This is a genomic window from Vibrio sp. V39_P1S14PM300, from assembly GCF_009904765.1.
GTDB lineage: Bacteria > Pseudomonadota > Gammaproteobacteria > Enterobacterales > Vibrionaceae > Vibrio > Vibrio proteolyticus.
Window position 1 is genome coordinate 1 of sequence record NZ_WXWP01000143.1, and the last position, 5,554, is coordinate 5,554.

Consider the following 5,554-nt stretch of genomic DNA (forward strand, 5'->3'; position numbering starts at 1 on the left):
CAATGTGACATTAACTGGCGATGCATTCGGCTTTGGTGACCTGGCTGCTGATCAAGTGACAGTGAGTTTCATCAGTAAAGACGGAGCCACCGAGCCAGCACCACAAACTGTCGATGTGACCGGCAGCACAGGTCGCTGGACGTTAAGCAATGTCGATGTCAGTACGCTGGATGAAGGGAACTGGAGCATTGAAATTGCCGGTCAGAATAGCAAGGGTCACAGTGCAAGTGTGGTGAAGCAGGATGTGACGCTGTCTAATCAGGCTCCAAGCTTGAGTAGTGTGACATTTAACCCACAGCACCAAAGTGCTGGTCAGAATGTCGATATCAATATGGTATTCAACAAAGTGGTGAAGGATGTTTCAGCCGCTCTGGGGAGCCAGTCTGTCACTTTCGACTCAGAGGATGGCATCAACTGGAATGGTTCTGTGAGCGTCCCATCCATGAGCGGTGACACTGTGACGTTGAATGTGTCTGGATATAAAGATGTTTATAACAATGCTGGTCAAGCCAACAGTGACTACTCGCTGGCGTATTCACCACAGATGGCAGTGACTGTGATGCCTGATCAGGTCAATGAGTCTGACGCTAAATCAGTCATCATCAGTGGTACGTTTACGCATGTGGCATCTTCCACGATGACACTGCAGCTAAAAGGTGCGACGCAGCAAACGGCCGCTCAACCGCTGAACTACGACGCCAATGCAGGAACTTGGGCAAGCTCAGCATACGACATTTCTGGGTTTACCGATGGCACGATCACACTGGTCTTCGGTGGCGACGTGATAGTGGCAAACAGTATTACGGTCAACGCCAGTGAACTGGCGCCTGCGGATAAGACATTGACGCTGAACCAGCAAAAGCCGGGCGTTAGCAACATCAGTGTTGATACGTTACGCGATGGTTCCGCTGCTGTGGTGAATGTGACTTTCAGCGAGTCGGTGACCGAAGGGGCGGTGACGATTGCGGGTGTAAACACGACCTTAACGGGCTCTGGCAGCATATGGACGGCAACCACCACATCAGAGATAGCGCTTTCAGCTACGCAGGAAACGGTGAATGTCGAAGTGAGTGGTTTCAAAAACGCCGCAGAAAATACTCTGGATGCGCATTCACAAACCGTGAATACACCAGTGACCTGGGCTTTGACACCAAATCAGGATACGCCATACAGCCAGGAAGAGGCGAAGAACATGGTGCTCAGTGGCCAAACAACGGGTCTGGCTGCCGGTACCTCGATCACTGTGGTCGCAAAACAGGCGGGCAGTACGCTTCAATCGGAAACCGCTCAGGTTCTCAGCGATGGTCAGTGGTCTGTAGCGTTTGATTTGAGTGCCAGTGATGGCGAAGTCAGTGTTCAGGCATCAGCAACACGTAATGCGCAGACTTTTGAATCAGAAACCAAAACTCTGCAATTGGATACTCAGGCGCCTTCGGTCGATGGCACCCCACAACTGACACCAGCGACACCGCTTTCTGGTGAAGCTGTGGCGGTGAAGGTGAACTTTACCAAGGCCATTACCTCTGTGGGCGCAACCACACTGGGTGGTCAGTCTGTTGTCTGGAGCACAAGCGGTGCTGCAACACAATGGACAGGCGAAGTCACATTAGGAAACATGACATCGGCTGAAGCGACCTTGATTCTGGGTCAATACCTGGATGAAGTGGGTAATACAGTCGCAGCGGGAGCCGAATACGACTTTGCAATCAAACCAACGGTCACACTGGATACCGTCACCATCACCCCAGATAACGCGAGCAATGTGACATTAACTGGCGATGCATTCGGCTTTGGTGACCTGGCTGCTGATCAAGTGACAGTGAGTTTCATCAGTAAAGACGGAGCCACCGAGCCAGCACCACAAACTGTCGATGTGACCGGCAGCACAGGTCGCTGGACGTTAAGCAATGTCGATGTCAGTACGCTGGATGAAGGGAACTGGAGCATTGAAATTGCCGGTCAGAATAGCCAGGGTCAAAGTGCAGAAGTGGTTACGCAAGATGTTGAGTTGTCGAACAAAGCACCGATTTTAAACAATGTCACCTTTAATCCATTGCATCAGGATGCTGGCGAGTCGGTTCATGCCTCACTGGCGTTTAGCAAGAAGGTCACAGAAGTCACGGCGACATTCGGTGGACAAGAAGCCGCATTCACGGCGAATGCCGATGGCGATATCTGGAGCGCAGATCTGGTTGTTCCATCCATAGACTCAACAGATGCCGTAACACTGACCATTTCTAGCTTTAAGGATGCCTATGGCAATCTGGGTGTTCAGAGCAGTGACTACTCACTGGCATACTCACCAGAAATGGCAGTAGCAGGTCTGCCAATGCTGGTCAATGGCTCTGAGTCGGGGGCGGTGAGCATCAGTGGTACATTTAACCACGTTGTTTCTTCAGCACTGACATTGAAACTAACCGGTTTGGATAAAGATGGCGCTGCAGTAGAAACGGACGCTCTGCTGGTGAGTTACGACGACACTGCCGGCACGTGGACAAGTGCGCAGTACAATCTTGCTGAATTTGCCGATGGTTCGATTGCTTTGGTGTTTGGCGGGAATGTGACGGTGGCAAATGGCGTCACCGTGAATGCCAGCGATTTCGCACCTACGGATAAGACAGTGACATTGAATCAGCAGAAACCGGTTGTTACTGATATTGTCGTTGATACCCTGAGCAACGGTGCTCAGGGGGTGGTCACAGTGTCCTTCAGCGAGTCGGTGACCGAAGGGGCAGTAACGATTGCGGGTGTAAACACGACCTTAACGGGCTCAGGCACGGAATGGACGGCCACCACAACATCAACGTTATCACTTGCTGCCACGCAGGACACAGTAGATGTCGAGGTGAGTAGTTTCAACAACGCCGTGGGAAATACTCTGGATGCGCATTCACAAACCGTGAATACACCAGTGACCTGGGCTTTGACACCAAATCAGGATGCGCCATACAGCTTGACTGAAGCGAAGACAGTTGTGATCAGTGGTCAAACAACCGGTTTGGCGACCGACACGCTAATAACCGTTGTAGCAGAGCAGGCGGGCAGTACGCTTCAGTCGGAAACCGCTCAGGTTCTCAGTGACGGTCAGTGGTCGGTAGCGTTTGATTTGAGCGCTAACGACGGTGAAGTCAGTGTTCAGGCATCGGCAGATCGCAATAGCGAGAGCTTTAGTTCAGCGGCGATCTCTCTGGAGCTGGATACACAGGTTCCAACCCTGACTCAGGTTGAATTTAACCCAGAGCATCAAAGTGCTGGCGAGGACGTGGCGGTGACACTGATTTTTAGCGAAGTGGTCCACAACGTGGCTGCGACACTGGGAGGAGAGGCGGTGGCGCTGAACTCCAACGATGACATCGTTTGGAGTGGTACTGTCACAATGCCGACTCAATCAGGAGACAGTGCGTCTTTGCTGGTCTCTGGGTATGAAGACAGTGCGGGCAATCTAGGCGCGGAAGATTCTAGCCATACATTGCCATATACGCCGACGATCTCTGTCAATGCTCCGGGTACATCAAATAGCAATCTTACCGTGACAGGCAGCACAACCTACTTCGAACAGGGCAGTGCATTATCCGTCACGTTGACGGATCTGCGTGACCAAACGGAAACTGCGCAAGTAACGGTCGATGAGTTTGGTGACTGGAACCTGACACAAGATATTGCGAACTTAGATTCTGGCACGATCAAAGTGGATGTGGCCGGTACGAATCAGAAATCGGTTAGCGTGAGTGCCACTCAGGTTGAGTTGACACTGGATAAAGACGCGCCAAGCGTCCAGAGCGTGGTTTACAGCCCAGAGTCGCCGCAAAATGGCGATGAAGTGACGGTGACCATCACCTTTGATGAACGGGTTTCTAGCGGTGTTGCCGCGACTCTGGGAGGCGAGGTTATCGATTTTAGCAGCGTAACTGCACCTGCGACGACTTGGGAAGGGACTGTTGCGGTAAATGTTAGCGCAGTAGATGAATCACTGGATTTGGTATTGGGTAGTGGCTATCAGGATCAAGTAGGCAACGACGGCAGTCAACATGATGATGTATTCAAGGTCACACCGACCATTGCGATAAAGGAACCGGTGGAAATGACCAGTTCAACCGTGATAACTGGCACGTCAACCGGCCTGGCGGAGTCAACGACAGTCACCATTACCATCACCCGAGATTCAGAAGTTTCCAATGAATACTTAGGCACTACCACCATAGGTAGTGATGGCAGTTGGACATCAGAATCCATTGATATGGAGTCATGGTCAGTAGGCACGTACACCATAGAAGTTAAAGCGACTAACGGCCAGGCTCTGGACGCGATTGATTCGCTGACGATAAGTAAGTCAACGGCGATGTTAACCACGGACAATTGGAATTATCCGTTAGCGGCATAGTTTCATTAAAGGGCCAGCGGCATGCTGGCCCTTTTTCTATATATTGTTGGTAATGTGATTGCGTTCTCAAATTCTATTCAGAATGTCATCTGGATTGTGAGCCTAATAGTGATTTGTTGTGATTTTCTTTGAAGAAATTGCTTTTTTTAGACATTGGATTTGCACTAATTTTCGACGATTACCATAACCCAACTGTGCTAATAAATGCAGCCATAGCCTAATTACACATTTATGAACAATGATTGGTAGTGGATTAGTCGGTTATGCTGGCGGATTAGTCATCTTGTTTCAATACAATCGAGCCTATATAGTCCTATCCTGTGTGTTTTCAAAGCTTTGTAAACACAGTCCTGCTTTTAAAGTAAGCGTTGCTTACAACCTAGCATAGTATCGGTTTTGCGTGTGGGAATACGTAGTGGCAGCTATGGCTGCCAGACATATCGTTACTTTCGGAGTGCTGCTTATTAATAGCCGCACTCCTTCTTTTTCTTCTCATGCTCCTCCAAGCCTTCCATTGCTATAAACAAAAGCGTATCTCATGTGTGCAAACGATCGGATAGTCACGACACAGTGGAATCAAATGATAGTGATATGCGTACGACGACTTTTTGGATAGAACTATGAACAAAAAACTCCTAATCTCTGTTGCAGTTGCAGTTGCAGTTGCAGTTGCAGTTGCAGCTGTGGTCATTATTGGTGCTGGAGTTGCTTATTGGAACTCCAAGCCTCATTTAGATCCAGAAGTACAAGTAAGAATTGATCGGATTGTTAAATGGCGAGAATGGGATCCGTTTGGGACTGCTAAACAACGTATTCCTTCTTGGGACATTGTTGTTAAAATGCCAGCTTTCTCTCCTATAGAGCAGTGGGATGCCATACATAAACAGCCACAAATTATGTTTAATTACGGAAGGGATGGTACGATTTATACCATGAATATGAATGGTACAGATATTCGTCTACTACTGGACCGTGAAGAATTGGGAAATCTTCCGACTGGCTATAATATTCGTTCTTCTAATGGAAGATACTTATCGACTCACTACGCGTACAATTTAGACCCTACACCCTGTCTTATTTTCGACTTAAAAGAACGTAAAATAGTTAATGAATTACGTAGCTGCTGGGATGGAACCTTTAGTAAGGATAGCCAGTCCTACTATTATTCTGATA

At 49.0% G+C, this 5,554-nt stretch carries 1 protein-coding gene and 1 pseudogene; both read left to right on the plus strand.

Annotation, left to right across the window (positions count from 1 at the left end; genetic code table 11):
• The coding region (locus CAG65_RS06785) for a tandem large repeat (protein ID WP_161453004.1) at nt 1-4,381 on the plus strand (4,381 nt) is incomplete at its 5' end.
• 620 nt (nt 4,382-5,001) lie between these two features.
• Nucleotides 5,002-5,554 (plus strand): annotated as a pseudogene (locus CAG65_RS06790) (hypothetical protein); the annotation flags it as partial.